Origin of the sequence: Arcticibacter svalbardensis MN12-7, assembly GCF_000403135.1 — a bacterium.
Lineage (GTDB): Bacteria > Bacteroidota > Bacteroidia > Sphingobacteriales > Sphingobacteriaceae > Arcticibacter > Arcticibacter svalbardensis.
In genome coordinates, this window is record NZ_AQPN01000038.1 from 1 (window position 1) to 20,285 (window position 20,285).

Annotated in this window: 19 protein-coding genes; 6 read left to right on the plus strand and 13 right to left on the minus strand. The window is 38.4% G+C overall.

What is annotated here, in order from left to right; all coding sequences use genetic code 11:
- Positions 1 to 675 precede the first annotated feature (675 nt).
- A complete protein-coding gene (locus ADIARSV_RS04180; RefSeq protein ID WP_040299049.1) occupies positions 676 to 2,241 on the minus strand; it encodes a SusD/RagB family nutrient-binding outer membrane lipoprotein in 1,566 nt (521 codons plus the stop codon).
- A gap of 11 nt (positions 2,242 to 2,252) precedes the next feature.
- The gene (locus tag ADIARSV_RS04185) at positions 2,253 to 5,450 is read right to left on the minus strand and encodes a SusC/RagA family TonB-linked outer membrane protein (protein ID WP_016194147.1); all 3,198 of its coding nucleotides are present in this window, start codon (positions 5,448 to 5,450) and stop codon (positions 2,253 to 2,255) included.
- Between the two features lie 357 nt (positions 5,451 to 5,807).
- Between ADIARSV_RS04185 and ADIARSV_RS04190 the strand changes: the two genes are divergently transcribed.
- Positions 5,808 to 6,161 (plus strand): PadR family transcriptional regulator, encoded by a 354-nt coding sequence (locus ADIARSV_RS04190; protein ID WP_040299050.1) that lies wholly within the window; start codon positions 5,808 to 5,810, stop codon positions 6,159 to 6,161.
- A gap of 4 nt (positions 6,162 to 6,165) precedes the next feature.
- Positions 6,166 to 7,746, plus strand: coding sequence for a PspC domain-containing protein (locus ADIARSV_RS04195; protein WP_016194150.1), 1,581 nt, complete (start codon positions 6,166 to 6,168; stop codon positions 7,744 to 7,746).
- A 277-nt stretch (positions 7,747 to 8,023) separates the two neighbouring features.
- Here the strand turns inward: ADIARSV_RS04195 and pyk are convergent, their stop codons facing one another.
- Positions 8,024 to 9,454 carry a pyruvate kinase gene (pyk, locus tag ADIARSV_RS04200; protein WP_040299052.1) on the minus strand — a complete coding sequence of 477 codons (1,431 nt, stop codon included), beginning with the start codon at positions 9,452 to 9,454 and terminating at the stop codon, positions 8,024 to 8,026.
- 62 nt (positions 9,455 to 9,516) lie between these two features.
- The gene (locus ADIARSV_RS04205) at positions 9,517 to 9,933 is read right to left on the minus strand and encodes an IPExxxVDY family protein (RefSeq protein WP_040299055.1); all 417 of its coding nucleotides are present in this window, start codon (positions 9,931 to 9,933) and stop codon (positions 9,517 to 9,519) included.
- Between the two features lie 152 nt (positions 9,934 to 10,085).
- Here ADIARSV_RS04205 and ADIARSV_RS04210 point away from each other — a divergent pair, with 152 nt between their 5' ends.
- The 3 genes from ADIARSV_RS04210 to rnc all read left to right on the plus strand — a co-directional run bounded on the left by ADIARSV_RS04210 (position 10,086) and on the right by rnc (position 12,468).
- On the plus strand, positions 10,086 to 10,322 hold the full coding sequence (locus tag ADIARSV_RS04210) for an acyl carrier protein (RefSeq protein WP_016194153.1): 237 nt from the start codon (positions 10,086 to 10,088) through the stop codon (positions 10,320 to 10,322).
- Positions 10,323 to 10,341: 19 nt separating this feature from the next.
- The gene (gene fabF, locus ADIARSV_RS04215) at positions 10,342 to 11,595 is read left to right on the plus strand and encodes a beta-ketoacyl-ACP synthase II (protein WP_016194154.1); all 1,254 of its coding nucleotides are present in this window, start codon (positions 10,342 to 10,344) and stop codon (positions 11,593 to 11,595) included.
- A 144-nt stretch (positions 11,596 to 11,739) separates the two neighbouring features.
- Positions 11,740 to 12,468: a ribonuclease III gene (rnc, locus tag ADIARSV_RS04220; RefSeq protein WP_016194155.1), complete on the plus strand. Its 729-nt coding sequence runs from the start codon at positions 11,740 to 11,742 to the stop codon at positions 12,466 to 12,468.
- A gap of 174 nt (positions 12,469 to 12,642) precedes the next feature.
- Here rnc and ADIARSV_RS04225 read toward each other — a convergent pair whose 3' ends face one another.
- From ADIARSV_RS04225 to ADIARSV_RS04235, 3 genes are read right to left on the minus strand one after another with little or no spacing between them, the layout of a single operon-like run.
- Positions 12,643 to 13,623: an MlaD family protein gene (locus tag ADIARSV_RS04225; RefSeq protein ID WP_016194156.1), complete on the minus strand. Its 981-nt coding sequence runs from the start codon at positions 13,621 to 13,623 to the stop codon at positions 12,643 to 12,645.
- Complete coding sequence (locus tag ADIARSV_RS04230; protein ID WP_016194157.1) at positions 13,623 to 14,396, minus strand: ABC transporter ATP-binding protein; 774 nt, start codon at positions 14,394 to 14,396, stop codon at positions 13,623 to 13,625. The genes ADIARSV_RS04225 and ADIARSV_RS04230 overlap by 1 nt, the downstream gene beginning before the upstream one ends.
- Complete coding sequence (locus tag ADIARSV_RS04235) at positions 14,396 to 15,178, minus strand: MlaE family ABC transporter permease (protein ID WP_016194158.1); 783 nt, start codon at positions 15,176 to 15,178, stop codon at positions 14,396 to 14,398. Before ADIARSV_RS04235 ends, ADIARSV_RS04230 begins: the two co-directional genes overlap by 1 nt.
- Before the next feature lie 236 nt (positions 15,179 to 15,414).
- Here ADIARSV_RS04235 and ADIARSV_RS04240 point away from each other — a divergent pair, with 236 nt between their 5' ends.
- A complete protein-coding gene (locus ADIARSV_RS04240) occupies positions 15,415 to 16,494 on the plus strand; it encodes a PA0069 family radical SAM protein (protein WP_016194159.1) in 1,080 nt (359 codons plus the stop codon).
- An 84-nt stretch (positions 16,495 to 16,578) separates the two neighbouring features.
- Here ADIARSV_RS04240 and ADIARSV_RS04245 read toward each other — a convergent pair whose 3' ends face one another.
- The 6 genes from ADIARSV_RS04245 to ADIARSV_RS04265 form a co-directional block, all read right to left on the minus strand.
- Complete coding sequence (locus ADIARSV_RS04245) at positions 16,579 to 17,340, minus strand: zinc ribbon domain-containing protein (RefSeq protein ID WP_016194160.1); 762 nt, start codon at positions 17,338 to 17,340, stop codon at positions 16,579 to 16,581.
- Positions 17,340 to 18,437: a Nif3-like dinuclear metal center hexameric protein gene (locus ADIARSV_RS04250; RefSeq protein WP_040299059.1), complete on the minus strand. Its 1,098-nt coding sequence runs from the start codon at positions 18,435 to 18,437 to the stop codon at positions 17,340 to 17,342. Before ADIARSV_RS04250 ends, ADIARSV_RS04245 begins: the two co-directional genes overlap by 1 nt.
- Entirely contained in the window at positions 18,424 to 18,912 is a 489-nt protein-coding gene (locus ADIARSV_RS04255; RefSeq protein WP_016194162.1) for a hypothetical protein, read from the minus strand. Before ADIARSV_RS04255 ends, ADIARSV_RS04250 begins: the two co-directional genes overlap by 14 nt.
- A gap of 70 nt (positions 18,913 to 18,982) precedes the next feature.
- Positions 18,983 to 19,348, minus strand: a complete 366-nt coding sequence (locus ADIARSV_RS04260) for a TM2 domain-containing protein (RefSeq protein WP_016194163.1) — start codon at positions 19,346 to 19,348, stop codon at positions 18,983 to 18,985.
- Positions 19,345 to 19,581 carry a DUF2752 domain-containing protein gene (locus ADIARSV_RS20945; RefSeq protein ID WP_016194164.1) on the minus strand — a complete coding sequence of 79 codons (237 nt, stop codon included), beginning with the start codon at positions 19,579 to 19,581 and terminating at the stop codon, positions 19,345 to 19,347. The genes ADIARSV_RS04260 and ADIARSV_RS20945 overlap by 4 nt, the downstream gene beginning before the upstream one ends.
- 64 nt (positions 19,582 to 19,645) lie before the next feature.
- A complete protein-coding gene (locus ADIARSV_RS04265) occupies positions 19,646 to 20,059 on the minus strand; it encodes a DUF4199 domain-containing protein (protein ID WP_040299053.1) in 414 nt (137 codons plus the stop codon).
- Positions 20,060 to 20,285: the final 226 nt, after the last annotated feature.

The following is a 20,285-nucleotide window of genomic DNA, read 5'->3' on the forward strand; positions in this document are numbered from 1 at the left end:
TTTTGGCTAAAAATCAAAACCATGAGCAGGTGTTTTTCAGCTATGATCGAGATCTGTACGAATAGATTATTAAAAATAATGGCCAGTTGTAATCAAGCATACACCAGCCATTATTTTTGAATGTTAAAATTATATAGTTGAATTAGACTTTTGAGTTTTTCAGCAAACCCTATTTAACTTTAAGACGACAATTTTTGAAGTAAGTAACTTCTCTATTTTCATCTGTTCGTTTATTTAACACATGCATAGGCCTCAAGTTGGTTTACTTAAGATTTCACTAATTGTGCCTCACTGTGAAAAAAATGCACGCCCACTTTCACAGTATCCTTACTTGCATTGTTTCAACATCAAGCACTACAGGTTATTGCATCCTAAAAAGTTAAAATGGCAGTTTTTTACAGCTTACACAATAGAGCTACTTTCAAGGAGGTTATTGCATAGTCAGCTTCTATTTATCAGTAAACCAAAGGCTTTACTTCTAATCATATAAGCTTGAATAAAAGCAACACAATACTTTCTTGCTTATAAAATGATATTACCCCTGGACTATTAAAACAAATAGTCCCGATCTTTCGGTCGGGACTATTTAAAGACATTCAATAATTGAATGTCATATTAATAAATTCAAAGGTTGTAATATTTGAACTTCAAATACTACTATAATACCTTTTTTAACTATCGTGTGCCACCAGCCCACCATACAGCTTCAGTATAAGCATACTGTCCATCACCAAATATTGCCTGAATGTTTGGATTTGTTGTTGTATCATCACTACCATAGGTAAAACGTAATGGAAACTTTCCAGCGTTTTTCAATACGATTAAGTTTTCACCTAAGCCCTTCAAACGTCTGATATCGTTATATGCTTCAACTGATTCACCAGAAGCTCCAAAGAATGAGATGTACTTCTGATTCATAATCTCTTTCAAAGGATTTGCAAGGAATAAAGGCAAAACACTAGTGTCAAAATAGCTTGCTGCTTCTGTAGGATTAATTGCAGCACTAGTTTCTTCTAAATCTCCTACAGTCGGAGCATGTAAGCCTGCTTCTACAGAAATCTCTGAATTAGCAATGGCGGCAACAACGGCTTCTTTTAAAATCGAAGCAATTGCAGCACTGCTCTGTCCTAGTCTTGACATTGCTTCTGCTTTCAAGAACAATATTTCATGATAACTTAACAATAAAGTAGGTGCAGTTTGAGAAAACATAAATACAGAAGTATTGTAAACATACTGCGCTTCATCGTTTGCCCCATTTATAGCCATAAGCTCATAAGCGTCATCACCAGTAGTAACAGCCGCAACTTGCACCCAGTCAGCATCTATAAAGTCACGACGCAACCTAGGGTCATTTCTTTCTATAAGCTTGTCAACCATACTACGACTTGCTGCCAAATCATCACGGCTCCATTGAAAATCAAATGTTGGATTTATATTATTTTCGTCATATATCCCAAATGCAGCTTGATCTGTTACTGACGCAAAGGATTGATTTACTTCATCTATAACCGTTTGTAAATCAGCATTTACTTTTGTGGATTTTTTAATTAACCGCATTGTATAACGAGCTTTCAATCCATGAGCAAATTTTAACCATTTAGCTTTATTACCACTATAAAGTAAATCATTTGAACCTGGACCGCCTGATAAATTGCTATCTGTTTTTTGAAGATCTACAATAGCGCTATTTATATAAGCTAGAATAGCCTGATAAATAACTTCTTGCTTATCAACCTTAGGAGTAAGACTTACTGAATAGTCTCCCGCTTCAAGATAAGGAGCATCACCATACAAATCAGTTATCAATGCTAAATTATAGGCAGCCATTACTTCTGCCATTCCTTTAGTAACATCATTGCCTGCCTCAGTTCCACCTTCAGAACATTTTGAGATCACAACCTTTGCATCTTTTAGAGACGTATACAATGATCCCCATGTATTATTATAGGTAGAAGAGGAAGATGGTTGGCTTATTCTATGCTCTGCATCCCATAATTGGCCGTGAGTTCCTACTTCATGTTCCACGTAAGCAGAAGCATAAGTATTTGCCTCACCCCCTGCATTAGAAAAAGCAGTTCTTGTAATTACATCTGTTAAAACATATTTAGCCTTTGCATCAGTAGTATGATTGACATCTTTATTGACCTCATCCATTGCATCCTCAGAACAACCCGTGAACAGGAGTGGAATTGTGGCGACTAAGATCCACGAATATTTTTTTATAGTTGAAATAATTTTCATTTTAAGATTTTTTAGAATTTAACATTAATTCCTAAACCATAACTAGACGTTCCCGGTAAAGAAAAGCGTTCAAATGCTCCTGTCATATTTGTATTACCTTGAGATGCTTCGGGATCTAAGCCTTTAAGCTGTGACCATACTAAGATATTTCTAGCAAAAGCATTCAAATTGACGTTTAACCCTTTCTTTGCATAAACTGGATAACCTAATGAAACTTCCCTAAGTTTAATAAAAGAATTATCATAAATCATTGATTCAGATATAGCATTTAGATTAGTAAAGTAATTTTGAGCATTAGCGCTACTAATCATGATATCATTCTTAGCATAAACATTCTTTCCAGCTGCATCTGTTCCTGTAACTTTCACTGCATCCTCTGGAAACAAAAATGAAGTACCTGCTTTACGCACATCACCAGAATACTTACTTACACCATAATAATCCAAAAGCCCCAAAGTACCACTGTACATTTGACCTCCTTGTTTCCAATCTAGTACAGCTCCAAGTCTAAATTTGAATAATTCTACAGATGTATTGAAACCTAATTGAAAATCTGGAGAAACACGTCCAATTACCGTTTCTGCACCTGCCTGTGGCATCCCTGCTTCATCAACAACAATTTGACCTGCATCGTTTCTCAAATAACTTATTCCATATATAGTAGGAAACTTCTCACCTATACTTGCACGTACCTGTGGTTCAACAAATCCTCCTAAGAAAATACTAGTTACGCCTGTTGCTAACTCATCAACATAGTTATCAATCTTGGTGAAATTGAATCCAAGATCCCACTTTACATTTTCTTTATTTATTGCTTTGATTCCTACTGTTAACTCATGTGCATTCGTATGGATGGAACCTCCATTAGTTACAAGAGAAGCTGAACCTGTTGATCCAGCTAAAGGAACTGAAAAAATCTGATCATTCACATTTTGACGAGAGTAAGTATACGCCAATGTTACAGCTCCATTAAATAAACCAAAATCTGCTCCAAATTCATATGATTTGGTATTCTGTGGTTTTAAATTAGCATCATATATTGTTGAGTTTGGCGTAAAGGATACTACACTTCCAATAGGATATTGGATAGGCGTTCCAGAAGAAAAGCCTCCTCCAAAAACTGGAGTTGAGTAGTATGAATCAAGATAATCTCCTGCTTGACCAACTTCTGCATAAGAAACACGGAACTTACCATATGTTAATATGTCATTCTTTAAAGTTGGAAGCTCTGTAAAGATCCATCCTAATGAAGCTGATGGATAGAAGAATGAACGATTGTTTCTAGGCATGGAAGAAACCACATCATTACGTCCTGTAAAATTTAAATACAGCATGTCTTTATATGCAAGCGCTAAATTTCCAAATGTACCAACGGTACGACGTTTACGATATTCTTCAGAAGCATTATAATTTGATGCATTATCCATATGATTCCAACCCGAAAAATTGAAGTTGCCACCATAAGCATAATCATATTTAGTTGCTCTATTGATAAATTCATTACCAACTAAAGCATCCAAGACTAAATCTGTATTGATATTCCAGGTATACATAGCAGTGAATAATGAATTAAATTCATTCACATTATAGCTGTACTGTGAAATCTCACCTAAGCCATTTGCATGTCCATAACCCCATAGGTCAGTATAGTTAGTGGTATATGAATCTACACCAATCTGATACTTTAAATTTAATTTTTGGTTGTCTGTACCTAAATCATTAGTAAACTGCAAATATGAGTTACCAAAAAATCGTTGATTCCTTTCTGTAAATTCATTGTTCTTAACTCCCCAATAGGCAGCATCAAAGCCACTAGTACCACGATACGTATTTTGAGTGTATGGATCACCAGCTATATTAGAAGGGATACCTGCCAAATCATAACTTGCTGGGGCTCCATATACTGTAGCTACAATTCCGTTATTGGCGGATGATTGTTTAGTGATTACAGAATTTACATAATTACCTGAAAAACCAGTTTTCCAATTTTTATGCAATTGAGCTTCACCTGCTAACTTAGCATTATAACGATCCAAGCCTGTTGAAGGGATTATTCCGTCAGAGTTTGTATTTCCAAAAGTGAAGGCGTAATTACCTGTATCAAAACCCTGTGCAATATTTACAGAGTTACTATAAGTAGTTCCTACATCGAAGAAGTCTTTTGCGTTATTATAAGTTTGAGGAACAGCCCAGGGATCTAAACCTGCAAGTGCTCTTTGTCTTACATAATACTTACCTTCTTGAAGGCCACTAGCATTTGTATAAGCGTTAGCCGTGTTACCACCATAAGTTGGATTATTCGCTAAATCACTTATCAACGATCCCCATGAAGTGGATGCAGTTGGGGTATAACCCCCCTTAGTTCCTTGAGAATATTCAGTTTGAAAATCAGGCAATATCGATACAACATCAAAAGAAGAAGTTGAATTTAAAGATATTTGAGGTTTACCTTTTCTTGCACCTTTACCACTCTTAGTGGTAATGATAATCACACCATTTGATGCTCTCATACCGTACAATGCAGATGCAGCTTGACCTTTCAATATATTGATAGTTTCAATATCATTAGGGTCAATATCCATTCCCCTATTCGCATAGTCAGTTCCTGTTACAGAATTTTCTGTACTGATATCAATAGCGGAATTAATAGGCATCCCATCAACAACATATAAAGGAGTATTATTTCCTGTAAATGAACGTGATCCTCTAATTGTGATCTTTGATGATGCTCCTGGCATACCAGATGATGGTGCAATTTCAACTCCTGAAACTTTACCCTGCATTGAACCAGCTAAACTTGTACTAGCACCCTGAGTTAATTGTTCTGAATTTAAGCTCTGTGTTGAATAACCTAAAGCCTTCTTTTCTCTAGTAATCCCTAGCGCTGTTACAACCACTTCACCTAATTGTGTTGCATCAGTACTTAAACTTACATTCACTACACTTCTAGAACCAGCATTTAATTCGCTTGTTGTGTAACCAATATAGGTTAATACTAGAATTGCATTGTTTCCAGGAACTTTTATAGAATACTGGCCATTAGCTCCAGTTTGAGTTCCAATCGCTGTGCCTTTAACTCTGACACTAACACCAGGAAGCGGCAGGCCGTCATCCTTTCCTTTTACAGTACCTGTTACGATACGGTCTTGCGCTATTACACTTGTACATAATAACATCAAGATGAACAAATTTGATAGAATTCGCTTCATATGTGTATTTTTCAATTAATGATTAAAGCATAAAAATGCTGAGTTTATTTCAGTTTTCAAACTTTTATTTACATTATTTTAATAATTCTCTAACAAATCTTCATTTTGGGCTAAAAATTATCATTTTATTTTAAATATTTCCAATTTCCAATTATGAAATAATGAGAAAATTGAATTCTAAAAAAATTCAACCACCTCCATTTTATTATTCATACTCCGCTCAAACGAACTTTTACCATTATTTGTCATTCTTACGCTTATCACTTTATTTTTCTCAGCTCTTTCTTTATAAGCAAATCGCAATTTATTTAGTACTATGTATTGCATAGTACTAAATAAATAACATATCTTTGTTTCATGATAGTAGAGAACACCCAAACACAAATGAGGAAAGGAGTACTGGAGTACTGCATCCTATCTATTATCTCGCGTGGCGAGATATACGCCTCCGACATTATTAATGAGCTGAAACAAGCCAAAATGCTCGTCGTTGAGGGTACCCTTTATCCATTACTAACCCGCCTGAAAAATAACGGGCTCCTGAGTTACAACTGGATAGAATCCACTTCCGGGCCACCCCGAAAATATTATCAACTCACCGAAGCTGGAAAAACTGTACTCCAAAAACTGGATACCACCTGGGAAGAACTAAAATTCGCTGTCAAAACCTCTATTGAAGGAGCTCCTAATAACAAATCCTCAAACCTGTAATATCATGAATAAGACTATAATCATCAACATTAACGGCATCGTTTTCCATATTGAAGAGGATGCCTACGAAGTGCTCCGGTCCTACATGACCGAAGTTAAACGCCATTTCGCTTTCTCATCCGACAACGACGAAATTGTAATGGACATCGAAAACCGCCTGGCCGAAATGTTTACCGAACGCCTCGCGGAACAAAATAAACAGGTTATCGTGCTGCAGGATGTAACTGACATCACCGCAAGAATGGGTAATACCAACGACTTCGACATTGATAGCGACGAAACGGAATTTTCTGCCATCCCCAAAGCAAGCCGTACTTTATATAGAGATATGGACGACCGCATGGTTGGTGGTGTTTGCTCCGGTTTAGGTCACTATTTCAACATAGAGGCTAAATATGTTCGCTTAATTACGGTACTTGCCACTATTTTCTGGGGCACCGGACTAATTGTCTACCTAATTTTATGGATTGTTATTCCCTGGGCTAAAACTCGCACTGAAAAAATGGCCATGAAAGGTGAAGCAATCAACTTACAAGGCTTCAAGCGTAATTTCGACGAAGAAGTAGACGCCTTAAGACAAAATATAAGTGATGCCGGCACACGTATGAAACCTGGTTTTAATGCCGCAGAAGACTTTTTGAGGGATGCTGGCGAACACACCGGCTCTTTCATCACCAAATTTCTGAGCATTATATTTAAACTTATTGGCGCCTTTGTCATTTTCGTCTGCTGCAGCTTACTGTTTGCTTCTCTACTAGGCCTCCTGTTTGTAATGGGTTTCATAAATGGAAATGAGATGGATGGCTTCCCTTTTAACGTAATTAATCCGGAATATCAATCCCCTATTTATTTTAGCGCCGCTCTTCTGATCGTTATTCCTCTTATTGCCCTCATATTATTTGCCTTAAAGGTGCTGTTTAACAGAAAAATTACTGGAAGAACTACTTCATTTGCGCTTTTAATAATTTGGCTCACCGGTTTAGGTATGGCTGTTTATTATGGTGCCAAGGTCGGTGCTGAATTTAAAACAGAAGCCAACTTTGAACAACAATCGTTAATAAAGTCCTATCCTGTTTTTTATTTAAAGCTTAATGAGGCTCGGTTTTTATCTAAAGGGGATAGCGTAGACTATAATATTACCTTCAACGGTCGTCGTGGCCGGGTGAAAATGGGTGCTGATCTAGGAGAAATTGATTTCTATGTTCAAAAAAGTGATGATAGTCTGACTGTCCTGGTGAAAGATTTCTCCGCTCGTGGACGGGATTTCCAGTCTGCTTTGACGAATGCACAGCAAAGCACCTACACTTTCGTTCAGGCTGATTCCATTATTACGCTCGACAAATATCTTTCCTTCCCGCCTAAACAGGCTTTCCGCGATCAGGATGTGAATGTCACACTAAGGGTTCCGGTTGGTACGCACCTGATTATTGATGGTGACCTTAACAATATATTCCATGATGTTAATTTAAGGGATTGCCTCCCTGAAGATAGCGACTGGAATACGCCTTCGGAGTGGATCATGACGGAAACCGGTTTAAAATGTGCCGATGAAGCGCTGTTTAAAAAGAACACAGAGCCTAAATAATTGCTTACCTGATTTAAGTTTAAGAATGATGAAGTGATCATCAGATTACCCTTGATGCAAGGGTGAGGCCACAGTGAGGCCACAGTGACGCCACGTTTTAGCGGGAAAAGGTGGCCTCACTGTGGCCTCACTGTGGCGTCACTGTGGCCTCAACGGTAATCTGACCTTATCCAAACCTTAGTTTGGTCTTTATTATATTGAACTTAGATCGAAGTTGAACAAAAAAAAACGGCTGCCTCTATTAAGAGACAGCCGTTTTTTTAAAAGTATATGCTAATTATTCTACAATAGTTACACGAATCATGTTGGTTTTACCCTTCTTTTCGATTGGCATTGCTGCTGTATTGATCACTACGTCTCCTGGCATAATCAACTTTTCTTCTTTAAGAATCCGATTTACGTCACTGATGGTTTTGTCAGTGCTATCGATCTTATCGTAATAAAAGCTTCTTACTCCCCAAAGTAAACTCAATGTTCCTAATAATTCTACATTATTGGTGAAAATATAAGTTACTGCTTTTGGACGGTGACTTGAAATTTCGAATGCGGTATATCCGGATGAAGTCATCGATACAATACCCATAGCTTGAGTTTGTGTTGAAAGATGAACGGCTGATCCACATACTGCATTGGAAATAAAACGGGGTGATGTTGCGTCTAATTTCTTAGGTGTATGGTAAGGATATGCTGTTTCTTCAATGTTCTTGATGATTTTGCTCATGGTTTCAATAACAATGACAGGGAATTCACCAACTGAGGTTTCTCCGCTTAACATCACTGCATCTGCTCCATCTAATACTGAATTGGCAACGTCATTCACTTCTGCACGTGTTGGGCGAGGAGTAGTGATCATACTTTCCAACATCTGTGTAGCTACAATAACTGGTTTTGATGCTGCAAGACATTTTTTTACAATCATTTTTTGAAGTACCGGAACCATTTCCATTGGCATTTCAACACCTAGATCTCCACGGGCTACCATCACTCCGTCTGTTGCGGCAATGATTGCGTCAATGTTTTCAATTGCTTCTGGTTTTTCAATCTTAGCAATTACTCTGGCTGTTTTTCCGCTCCTGTTAATGATGCGTTTCAAGTCAATGATATCTTCTCCTGTACGTACAAATGATAAGCCAATCCACTCTACATCATTTTCTAATGCAAAAGCTAAATTGTCTAAGTCATCTTCTGTTAAACTAGGGATAGATACTTTAGTATTTGGAAGATTAACGCCTTTACGTGATGTCAGGATTCCTCCATGAACTACTTCGCAAATTACTTTATCCTTGTTGTTGGTATCTACAACGCGCATTTGAAGTTTTCCATCATCTAAAAGAATGACTTCGCCTGCACGAACATCTTTAGGAAAATTAGTGTAAGTAATGTAGATCTGCTCGTTATTACCAACCATTTCTGTGGTAGTAAGAGTGATCTGAGTACCGTTTACTAATTTAATTCCACCATCCTGTACCATTCCGATACGGATTTTAGGTCCCTGTAAATCTGCAAGAATACCAACATGAAGTTTGTATTGATGATTGATTTCGCGGATTATCGCAATAACCTTTTTGTGATCTTCCTGACTTCCGTGTGAGAAGTTTAAGCGGCATACGTTAACGCCTGCTTTAATCATGCTCAGTAATGTTTCTTTACTAGAGGAAGCCGGCCCAAGGGTGGCAACTATTTTTGTCCGTTTGTGAACTTGTCTCATCTTATTATAAACTATTGTTATTTGTTAAAGTGTATCTGTTACACCATTTTTAATTTATTCCTTTAAAATATTAGATTCTCTATTGATTTAATTTTCTGTGGACTTACTTCTGTTGCGTTCAAGATATCCGGAAGCTTGTTTAATCCTTCAATTATAAACTCTAAGTCGTTTTCGTCCATATAATTTTTAATTAAAATAAAGTAATCTACGTTTTTCATTTCGGGGATCAAATAACCCTCCGTACCTTTGTTGGCCAATAAGAACAGATCTGTTTCTGATTCAGGTAGTTGATAATAATACCTGGAAAAGAACACATCCCCAATATTGGTCAAATGAACAGATAAATCTTCTATACGGGCAAAATCAGTGAAGATTTGCCGGTTGATTTTGAAACATAACAGATAATCTTTTAAAGAAGATGTGACTGCTATTAAAACAAAATCTAGATCTAATTCGTATTTAAGTGTAAATTTGTTCAAAATGGTATACGAAAACACCGCGAAGGTACAAAAACATACCAAAAGCTTATTATGATGCTTATCATTTTTAACCGAAATTAAAAAGGTTTGATATTTATCATTTTTTATTTTTCTTTGCAGATAATTAATAACCATATAAAATAATAGAAACTATGTCTGATATCGCTTCAAGAGTAAAAGCAATTATCGTGGAAAAACTAGGTGTGGATGAAAGTGAAGTAAACCCTGAAGCATCGTTCACAAACGATCTAGGAGCAGACTCTCTGGACACCGTAGAATTAATTATGGAATTCGAAAAAGAATTCAATGTCGCAATTCCTGATGATCAGGCTGAAACAATTGGCACTGTAGGCCAGGCGATCGCCTACTTAGAAAAGAACGTAAAGTAATCCCGCTTTCAGAGCATAAATGGAGCTGAAAAGAGTTGTTGTAACAGGACTAGGTGCGCTTACCCCAATAGGAAATACGGTTCCAGAGTACTGGAACGGCCTTCTGAATGGAGTAAGCGGAGCTGCTCCGATTACAAGGTTTGATGCAAGTAAGTTCAAGACGAACTTCGCTTGTGAGGTAAAAAACTTCAAACCTGAAGACTTTCTTGATCGTAAAGAAGCAAGGAAGTTAGACCCATTTGTACAGTTTGCACTTGTTTCAACTGAAGAGGCTGTTATCGATTCCGGAATGGATTTTGACAATCTGGATACCAATCGCATCGGAGTAATCTGGGGCTCTGGTATCGGAGGGTTAAAGACTTTTCAGGACGAGGTAACTTCTTTTGCAAAAGGTGACGGAACGCCGCGATTCAATCCTTTCTTCATCCCAAAGATGATTTTAGACATCGCGCCGGGACATATTTCCATTAAGTACGGGCTGAGGGGTCCTAACTTTTCTACAGTAGCTGCTTGTGCGTCTTCTACAAACGCACTGATTGACGCATTTAATTACATCCGACTGGGTATGGCCGATGCAATCATCTCTGGTGGTTCTGAATCTATTATCCATGAAGCTGGAATGGGTGGCTTCAATGCCATGCACGCCCTTTCAACCAGGAACGATGACCCTGCAACTGCCTCGCGCCCTTTCGATTTAGATCGTGATGGCTTCGTTACAGGTGAAGGTTCGGGTACTATTATTCTGGAAGAACTGGAACATGCACTTGCCCGCGGTGCGAAAATCTATGCAGAGCTGATTGGTGGAGGTATGAGTGCTGACGCTCATCACATTACAGCCCCTCATCCGGATGGATTGGGTGCCAAACTGGTGATGAAAAACGCATTAAAAGATGCTGGACTTACTACTGCTGATATTGATTATATCAATGTGCATGGTACGTCTACCGGTCTTGGCGACAAAAGTGAATCTAAGGCTATCGTGAACGTTTTCGGTGAAGACGCGTATCGGTTAAACATTAGTTCAACCAAGTCGATGACCGGACACTTACTTGGCGCCGCTGGTGCCGTGGAAAGTATTGCAGCTATTCTTGCGGTTAAAAATGACATTGTGCCTCCTACGATCAACCACTTTACGGATGACCCTGAGATTGACCCTAGATTAAATTTAACGTTTAACGTTGCCCAGAAACGCTTAGTTCGGGTGGCCCAAAGCAATACTTTTGGTTTTGGCGGTCATAATGCTTCGGTTATTTTTAGAAAGTACGAAGGTTAATCAAGGAGTACCAAATTACCTTAAGTCCCGGGTCTGCTGATTTGCTCTCCTTATAAATTTATTTTATTACAAATAGATTTATAATGTGTTGCTCGTCTTAAGACTTTGGGCTTTTGACTTTAGACAAAGGTCTTATAAAAACGAATGCCAATATCTTCCATTTATAAGCTATACTTCTCTCCTCAACGTAAGTACGTTGCGTTGATGAAGAATTTACTTGGCTTTGTTCCGGGTAATATTAAGCTTTATCGCATGGCTTTCAGACACCGTTCTGTGGCCATAATTTTAAAAAATGGTACCAAAAACAGCAACGAGAGGCTCGAGTTTCTTGGTGATGCTATTTTGGGTGCCGTCATTGCAGACGAATTATTTAAGCGTTATCCTTACAAAACTGAAGGCTTTCTGACCGAAATGCGCTCCAAAATTGTGAGTCGCGTGAACCTGAATCAGCTTGCCAAAAAGCTGGGTCTCGATGAATTAATTGAGTTTGATAACCGCATTGTTAGCTTTCCTACCAAACAAAGTTCGCTTCTTGGTGATGCTTTTGAAGCCTTAATCGGAGCGGTTTACATGGATAAAGGCTACGAATTTACCCGCAATTTCCTTCTGGATCATATTATTAAACCTCATGTTGATATTTTGACCCTTGAAACTACAGAAACTAATTTCAAAAGTAAGCTGATTGAATGGTGCCAGCGCCAGGGAAAAGAGGTCGCTTTCGAAATTGTGCCGAATGCAGAGGGTGAAAGTGCTAAACTTTTTACTGTTAATGCCCTGGTTGAAGGGGAAACTAAAGGTATCGGAAGAGATTATAACAAGAAAAATGCAGAAAAATTGGCTGCAGAAAAGGCTTGTACCATCATGGGAATTTAATTTTCGTCTTCAAACTAGCTTTTTTTAAACAGAAAAAACTGTAATAATCTTCTCTTTTTCAATTATTAATTAAGTAATTGGAGGGCTTTTTATTTAATTTGTAACTCCTGCACTCCATAATGGGTGATTAAATCATTACCAAATGCAGGAATCGAATACTTTTTGCTAGTTTTTTTATTTTTCTTCTTTCGCTTCTTCCTTTGCTTTCTTTTTGAAATAGCCTTTTAGAAGGAAATTATGTTGTAAAGCTTCCATGTTATCATCAAGCTTAGCGGAGCTGGATTCGAGGTTAAGCATGGTTTTCTTTAAACTTTCTGCTGTTTCCTGGTCATTCAATAAGACCCCTATTGCATTGTCCTTATCATTCAATTTCGCGCCTGCAGTGGTTAAATCATTGGAAAGTGATGCTGCTGCAACAGATAGTTTTTTGATCTCACCTACGGAGCTCTGCAACTGAGAGAACACTTCTGTATCCGTCAATAGCTTATCAACTAATCCTCCTTTGTGGTTCAACTTGTTTGAAAAAGCGGAGAGGGATACTGCTGTATTATTTATATTGTTGGAGGCTTTGCTTAAACCTGCCATTGTACTACGCAGGTTGAGTGCTATGCTTGAATCGGTAAGTAATGCGCCGATAGATCCTTTACCTTCCACCATGCGGGTAGTAATTACACTCAGGTTTCCGGTGATGTCAATCAGGTTTTTATTGTTGGCCTGAAGATCTTCCATCATCTTATCAGTATCCAATGCTTTTTTAACACCGATCCGATCACCGGATTCGACATTGGGAAGGTTCAAACTTCCTCCATTGATTACAATGATCCTGTTCCCGATGATTCCTTCGGAACTGATCTGGGCAGTTGCGTTCTTATGGATGTATTTCTGGGCTTCTTCTTCTACATTCATCAGGATCTTTACCTGTGAGCTGCCATAAAAGTCAATTTTCTTAACGGTTCCGATCTTGACACCGGAAAACCATACGTTATTGCCTATTTTAAGTCCCGCTACGTTATCAAAGATCGCATTGATGTTAATGCTCTTGACGAACCGTTTCTGCTGACCAGCGAGCGTAAAAATGCCTGCTACGAAAAGAATGATTCCTAAAAAAACAAATATTCCGACTACTACCGAGCGTTTACTTTCTGATGCTTCCATTAAGATGTAAAATTATATTTATAAAAAGTTTGAATCCGCTCATCTTCGCTGGCAAAGACTTCTTCGAATGTTCCTGTTTGGGCAAAACGCCCTTCCAATAACATCATGACACGATCGCCGGTTGATTTCGCACAGGTAAGATCATGGGTGATGATAATAGAGGAGGTATTGTATTTTTCCTGAACTTCGTTGATCAGATTATTAATTTCGATACAGGTGATGGGATCCAGTCCCGCTGTTGGCTCATCATATAACATGATTTCGGGCCGCATAATGAGTGTTCGGGCTATTCCTATCCGCTTCCGTTGTCCTCCTGAGAGTTCGGATGGCATTTGATTGAGCGCTTGCAGAAGGCCTACTCCCTCGAGCACATCCTCTATTGCGAATTCGATCTCTTTCTTTGTGAGATGGGCTGAATTACGTACTAAGGGAAACTCCAGGTTCTCCTTTACCGTCATACTGTCGTATAAGGCACTGCTTTGAAAGGAAAAACCGATCTTCAAACGGAGCTTCTGTAATTCTTTGATGGAGATCTTGTCTACTTCATATCCTAAAACTTCTACCATTCCTTCATCAGGTTTAAGCAAACCGGATATGATCTTGATCAAGACGGATTTTCCTGTACCTGAACGTCCCAGAACAACGAGGTTTTCACCTTTATAAAGTTCGAGGTCAATACCACGGAGGATATGCAGGTCGCCAAAAGATTTTTTTAGTCCTTTGATCGAAATAAGATGCTGACTCTCATCAATGGGTGTGGATTGTTTCTTCATTAGCGTATGGCGTTTACGATCTGCACAACAAGTATTTCTTCAATAAAGATCAAAAACATGGAAACCACTACTGCTGAGTTGGCGGCTTTTCCTACACCTTCTGTTCCTTTTGATGAATTATATCCCTGATAACACCCTACGGCTCCGATAGTGAACCCGAATATGGTCGTTTTTATGATGGAAGAGAATAAATCGAGAAATGATATATTTTGCAAAGCGCTGACTACAAAGGAAGAATAACTGGTTTGTTCATTCTGGTTGACATTAATATAGGACCCTAAGAGACTCACGATACAGGTGTAAACGGCTAATAAGGGAATCATAAAGGTGGTGGCCAGCATTCGGGTGACGACCAGAAACTTAAAGGGATTGGTTCCGGATACTTCCATGGCGTCAATTTGTTCGGTCACATTCATGGATCCTAACTCGGCACCTATTTGTGATCCAACTTTACCTGCTGTAATTAAGGCGGTTACCAACGGGGCTAACGCTCTTATGATGGCAATTGAAACCAGACTGGGAAGCCAGGAGGTTGCTCCAAAATCGGCCAGTGAGGGGCGCGATTGTTTGGTAAAGACCAATCCGGTAATAAATCCGGTAAGTGTGATTAAGGGAAGGGACTTGTATCCGATCTCATAACATTGCTTTATAACCTCTTTGAATTCGTAAGGAGGAAACAGAACTTCTTTAAAAAAGCGTAGGATGAACTTATAGACATCGAACAGATTTATAAAAATCTGATCTATCTTTTGTGATACTACATACTTACCTGATCTCTTCATTGAGGAAAATAATATCTTTAATTTCTGCATTCCTGACTATTATAGTCGTTTGTTCAGATATTAGTATTTGGCGCAAACTTAAATTAAAATAAAATAGCTTATATCAATATTTGCTGTTTTATTATATCATTTGATATTAAGATGTTTTAATAGGGTAATTGTTTTAGATAAATGCAAAATGAGTGATAACATGTTTTAATTATTACAATTACTAAATATATTAGTATTTTTGATTTATGCCGCATGAGAATAACGATCATTACTTTAAGGGCAGGGGAGCCCAGATTAATACGCATAACCGGTTTTCGAAAACAAAGTATGTGACAGAACATATTGAGGGTTTGGATGAGGAGATGTATGAAAATTCGGCTACACAGCTGATTGAGACTTTTCCTAAGACTATAGTGAGCCGTTCGGAGAGTCCGGATGTAGGTTTTAATTATTCGATTAATCCGTATCAGGGATGCGAACATGGTTGTTTATATTGTTATGCGCGGAATTCGCATGAATACTGGGGCTTTAGTGCGGGACTGGATTTTGAGCGTAAGATCATCGTTAAACGCAATGCGGTTGCCTTGCTGGAGACTTTTTTGAATAAACCGGGTTATCAGCCGGAACCGATTATGTTATCCGGAAATACGGATTGTTATCAGCCTGTGGAGCGGAAACTTGGGATCACAAGGGAACTTTTAAAAACTTTTTTGAAGTACAGACATCCGGTAGGGTTGATCAGTAAAAACAATCTGATTGTGCGGGATGCTGATATTCTACAGGAACTGGCCTCTTTAAACCTGGTGCATGTGGCCATTACCATAAATTCCCTGAATGAGAGTTTAAGACAAAAAATGGAGCCGCGGACGGTAACGGCTAATAGCCGGTTGAAAGTGATTCGTTGTTTGAGTGCTTTAGGGGTGCCGGTACGGTTGATGGTTGCTCCCATTGTTCCGGGATTAAATAGTGATGAGATTCCTACATTGATTAAGCGTGCGGCAGAGGAAGGGGCTAAGGCTGCTTCTTTTACATTGATTAGGCTAAACGGAATGATTGCGGAGGTATTTACAGACTGGATCCAGAAAGCTTATCCTGACAGGGCTAATAAGGTGCTGAATATGATTGCCGAGTGTCATGGCGGGAAGCTGAATGATAGTCGCTGGGGGACAAGAATGCGGGGCGAGGGGAAGATAGCGGAAAGTATTCATACGTTGTTTGCGCTTTCTGTTAAGCGGTACATGCCTGATAATGGATTACCGGGGTATAATTTGAGTCATTTTATCCCTGCTTCGGGAAAGCAGACTTCAATGTTTGGGGAGGGGTAAAGTTTTGAGGCATAAAAAAAGGCCGGGTGAATAACCTGGCCTTTTTTATGAATCCTATGCAGATAGGGATATTTTTATCGAATTTTAAGAATACAATTCTTCTTCTTCAACCGGATGCTCACCACTTAAAGCTTCATCAACCAGGATTCTTCCGCAATGCTCACATACAATAATTTTCTTATGCTGACGGATATCCAACTGACGTTGAGGAGGTATTTGGTTGAAACAACCAGAACATGAATCACGTTGAATGGTTACTACTGCTAAACCATTCTTAGCGTTTCCGCGAAGGCGTTTGTAAGCAGTTAATAGTCTTGCATCAATTGATAATTCAGCTTCATCAGCAACAACGGTAAGTTCTTGCTCTTCTTTCTGAGTTTCAGATTTGATATTTTCTAGTTCTGAATTTTTAACTTCAAGGTCCTTTTTACGTTCTTCAAGATCAAAAAGCGCTTTTTCATACACTTGAGTCTTGTTAGATATTTCAAAGGTAAATTCCTTTATTTTCTTTTCGCTAACCTGTACATCAAGTCCCTGGATCTCTATTTCTTTAGAAATAGCGTCATACTCACGATTGTTTTTTACTTCGTTAAGCTGAGTTTCGTATCTCTTGGTATTAGCAAGAGCATCCTTAATCATGTTTTTCCGGGAAATGATAGAATCTTCCAGATCATCAAGATCAGCTTTGATTTTTTGTATACGCGTTTCAAGACCGGCAACTTCATCCTCAAGATCAGAAACTTCCATAGGAAGTTCGCCTCTTACCTGTCTGATCTTATCAATCTTGGTGTGAATTGTTTGCAGTTCGTATAAAGCCTTAAGCTTCTGTTCTACGGTTTGTTCCATTAAAATATGTATTTTATGGGGTTTGTGTCTATTGATGTTAAATGGATTGCAAAGTTAGGAAATTTTTTCTGAATATTTTCAAATAACAATTCCTGTGTAAATTGCTCTGTTTCAAAATGTCCCACGTCTGAAATGACAATTTTACCTTCGGCGTCAAAAAACTCATGGTATTTAAAATCTGCGGTAACGAATACATCCGCTCCGGCAGCAATTGCAGCTGGTAAGAGAAAGCTTCCTGTGCCTCCACAAACAGCTACCCGTTGCACGTTTTTACCTCTCAGCGCAGTATGACGGATTACTTTGGCATTCAGCGTTTCCTTTACAAAACGAAGAAATTCCATTTCATCTATCGGTTTATCAAGTGTGCCGATCATTCCTGCTCCTGCTTGCTGGTATGAATTGCTTAAAGGATATAAATCGTAAGCCACCTCTTCGTATGGATGTGCTTGCAATAAAGCGATTAATATGTTGCGTTCCAGGAATTCAGGGTAAATGGCTTCGATGCGCAGTTCTTCTTCGCGGTGTAATTCGCCTCTTTCACCCACAAAAGGGTTTGCATTTTCTGATGCTTTGAATGTACCGCTGCCTGGTGTACTAAAACTGCAATCGGAATAATTTCCTATGGAACCGGCACCTGCCTGAAGAATGGCTGCTCGTACCTGATCAGCCTGTTGAACGGGACAAAAGGTAACGAGTTTCTTCAGGGTGTTTTTTCGGGGGGATAGAATCCGGCATTGTTTGATTCCTAATTTGGCACATATTTTTGCATTGACGCCTTCTATGACGTGATCCAGGTTGGTATGAATGGCATATAGGGCAATATCAAACTTGATCGCTTTCATCACCGCACGCTCTACATAATTCTTTTTATTGAACTTTTTTAGTCCTTTGAACACGATGGGGTGGTGGGATATGACGATGTTACAGCCTTTTGCAATGGCTTCATCAATAACAGCTTCGGTGCAATCCAATGAAATCATCGCAGCGGTAATCGTGGTATCAGGTTCGCCAACAATCAATCCGGAGTTGTCATAATCCTCCTGCAATGACAAGGGGGCTAATGTTTCGAGAAAAGTGGTTAACTCAATTATCTTCATTTGGCTTTTTTTCATCATTTTCCAAAATATTCTTATACCAGCTGATCTTGGTCCAATAGGTGATAAAAAGAATGATTTGTATGATGCCGATGACCTCAATGGCAATGACTACATTATCAGGAATAACTTTAGCTGCCTGGATAATTTCTTCCGGCGTTCTTGCCGAAAACAAGATTATGACGGTGGGAATGACTCCTATAAGAGAAATGATGGCATAAAGCAAACCTTGAATATAGGTGGGTTTACCTGTAATATCAAAGTCTCTCGCTACCATTTCATTTTTTATCGATAAGCTCAATTTAGAGGCTACAACGAAATTCCAGATCAGGTTAAGACCGGGGATAAGTAAGAGCCAAATCAATCTGGGTTGAATCAATCTGTTTTCTTCTGCTATATGATCTAGTATTTTTGTAATGGAGTAACAAAACGAACCTGTAATTAGCAGGATTAAAGCGGCTTGGAATATTTGAGCCATGATTTATTTGACGATTTAAGCTGACAAAAGTACACAAATTAAATAAATTGGATTGTTAACGGTTTGCCTCTTAACCTTTATACGTCATATTCACCATTTGTGCACATTCCAAAGCGACTTTACGGTTAAAATCATTAGCCATACTTTTATAATTGATCAGATCGACAATGGTTCCTATGAAACACAATCCTGCGGTAAAAAAATAGAGGATTCCCATTCCAATTTGTCGGGTTATAAATCGTTGAATACCTGCTACTACGACAAAACCAAGGAGGGTAAAGATGAGAATATTTTCTGCGCTCTGCCGTTTACCAGTGTAAAACATAACAAATCGCTGCACCTTTTCTTCATCCATATTTTTAATTATTTCCTGTAAAAACTGGTATTCTTCGGGAGTAATACCATTTATTCCGTAAAGCACGTTTTGAATGTTCATAATATTGATTTAGGGTGGTAATATACTTTTATTTTCGTTCCCAACGAAGAAATACGTGAGATTAAAATAAGAAGTGCTGGGATCCCAAACCAATGGTAATGAAATGATTGCGAAATATTTCCATGAAGAACGGATGATATGGATCGGCCTATACCACAACCGGGACACCAGGTTAGTCCCAAATTAGCAATAGGGCATAAAGAAAAGTGAGCATGATCTGCTGGATTCAGCATTGCAAGCAAAACAAGTGCTGTTATCCAGACTGTTATTTCAAAAAGATGACCGTAGGGTTTCAATTTATAAAGTATGTTGTTTATTCATGAGCATCAGCGACACAGCCAAGGTAAACAAAACGCCAACAACACCAGCTCCACCAATTCTTCCCATGATATCGGTTCCGAGTTGCGGCGCGACAAACTGAACGTAAATGGTCATGCAAAACGAAGCAATGATACCTCCAACCAGCATAATTTTGAATCCTTCAAAAATTCCTTCAAAGAATTCAAGTCTTCCCCCATTGTAGTTGTCTCGGAAGTTTTTGATCCCTAAATAGAGTCCAAAAAATGGAATGATAACGGATATGTATTCGAGCCATGAAATCTTATCTGATATTTCCGTTTGCTGCCCATAAACGCCCATAAGGTGCAGAAAAAAGATCCATGCTCCACTTAGGAGGCCTATAATAATGCCGTATTTGATTGCATTTTTCATAAAGAAATAAATTTTTTAATAGATATCGTGTTTGGGTTTAACAGTTATGCGTCATTAATTGTTCCTTATGCTCAACAGATTTTCTTGTAATTATACTCTTAAAATTGAAAATATTTATTGAATTGTGCTTTTAAGAGGAATTCTTAGAAAAATAAGGCTGGACTGAATCGGTTTTTTTAGATGATGAAAAAGGAAGATTACAGTAGATTTAGGTAAAAACAAGCTT

What these genes read in the sequence shown, in the direction of transcription:
- ADIARSV_RS04225 (WP_016194156.1), bottom strand. Translation starts at nt 13,623, where the DNA reads ATGGAAGCATCAGAAAGTAAACGCTCGGTAGTAGTCGGAATATTTGTT.
- ADIARSV_RS20945 (WP_016194164.1), bottom strand. Translation starts at nt 19,581, where the DNA reads ATGCTGAATCCAGCAGATCATGCTCACTTTTCTTTATGCCCTATTGCT.
- ADIARSV_RS04255 (WP_016194162.1), bottom strand. Translation starts at nt 18,912, where the DNA reads ATGGCTCAAATATTCCAAGCCGCTTTAATCCTGCTAATTACAGGTTCG.
- ADIARSV_RS04180 (WP_040299049.1), bottom strand. Translation starts at nt 2,241, where the DNA reads ATGAAAATTATTTCAACTATAAAAAAATATTCGTGGATCTTAGTCGCC.
- ADIARSV_RS04265 (WP_040299053.1), bottom strand. Translation starts at nt 20,059, where the DNA reads ATGAAAAATGCAATCAAATACGGCATTATTATAGGCCTCCTAAGTGGA.
- ADIARSV_RS04250 (WP_040299059.1), bottom strand. Translation starts at nt 18,437, where the DNA reads ATGAAGATAATTGAGTTAACCACTTTTCTCGAAACATTAGCCCCCTTG.
- ADIARSV_RS04235 (WP_016194158.1), bottom strand. Translation starts at nt 15,178, where the DNA reads ATGAAGAGATCAGGTAAGTATGTAGTATCACAAAAGATAGATCAGATT.
- ADIARSV_RS04185 (WP_016194147.1), bottom strand. Translation starts at nt 5,450, where the DNA reads ATGAAGCGAATTCTATCAAATTTGTTCATCTTGATGTTATTATGTACA.
- fabF (WP_016194154.1), top strand. Translation starts at nt 10,342, where the DNA reads ATGGAGCTGAAAAGAGTTGTTGTAACAGGACTAGGTGCGCTTACCCCA.
- ADIARSV_RS04245 (WP_016194160.1), bottom strand. Translation starts at nt 17,340, where the DNA reads ATGGAACAAACCGTAGAACAGAAGCTTAAGGCTTTATACGAACTGCAA.
- ADIARSV_RS04190 (WP_040299050.1), top strand. Translation starts at nt 5,808, where the DNA reads ATGATAGTAGAGAACACCCAAACACAAATGAGGAAAGGAGTACTGGAG.
- pyk (WP_040299052.1), bottom strand. Translation starts at nt 9,454, where the DNA reads ATGAGACAAGTTCACAAACGGACAAAAATAGTTGCCACCCTTGGGCCG.
- rnc (WP_016194155.1), top strand. Translation starts at nt 11,740, where the DNA reads ATGCCAATATCTTCCATTTATAAGCTATACTTCTCTCCTCAACGTAAG.
- ADIARSV_RS04260 (WP_016194163.1), bottom strand. Translation starts at nt 19,348, where the DNA reads ATGAACATTCAAAACGTGCTTTACGGAATAAATGGTATTACTCCCGAA.
- ADIARSV_RS04230 (WP_016194157.1), bottom strand. Translation starts at nt 14,396, where the DNA reads ATGAAGAAACAATCCACACCCATTGATGAGAGTCAGCATCTTATTTCG.
- ADIARSV_RS04195 (WP_016194150.1), top strand. Translation starts at nt 6,166, where the DNA reads ATGAATAAGACTATAATCATCAACATTAACGGCATCGTTTTCCATATT.
- ADIARSV_RS04210 (WP_016194153.1), top strand. Translation starts at nt 10,086, where the DNA reads ATGTCTGATATCGCTTCAAGAGTAAAAGCAATTATCGTGGAAAAACTA.
- ADIARSV_RS04240 (WP_016194159.1), top strand. Translation starts at nt 15,415, where the DNA reads ATGCCGCATGAGAATAACGATCATTACTTTAAGGGCAGGGGAGCCCAG.